Here is a 394-nt window from a genome sequence, read left to right as displayed (position 1 = left end):
CCGGCTACCAGCAGCACGAGGCTGCCGCCGCCGGCGGCGAACCGCTCCGCCAGTTGCCCGGGCCGGTCCACCAGCTCCACGCCGGGCAGGAACCGGGCCGACGCGCGGACGGACTCCGGCAACGCGTAGCAGACAACGCGCAGGGCGGTTCCCGCCACCCGTGCGGCCAACTGCAGCAGGGCCGAACGCAGCAGACCGTCCAGCCCGGACGGTGTTCCCTGGATCCGCAGCGGGGGCCCGGCGAGCAAGTCCACGCACAGCGGAACATCCCTGGCGGGAGCCTTGACCACCGGCGCCGACGCCGAACCGATGTGTGCCGGCAGGCTGGCCGTCCCCAGCCGCAGCCACACGTGGGCCGGGCGGGCCGGAGGGGCGGGGACCCCGGCGGGACGCC

1 protein-coding gene is annotated in these 394 nt (G+C 76.4%); it reads right to left on the bottom strand.

Annotated elements, in window-relative coordinates; genetic code table 11:
• Nucleotides 1-394, bottom strand: a 394-nt coding sequence (locus tag AC5RV2_RS19015; RefSeq protein WP_494093620.1) for a hypothetical protein, incomplete at both ends; no start/stop codon positions are given.

It is taken from the genome of Arthrobacter sp. Y3225116, from assembly GCF_059091245.1.
The sequence above is the reverse complement of the archived record's forward strand: the minus strand, read 5'-3'. Positions and strand labels throughout refer to the sequence as shown.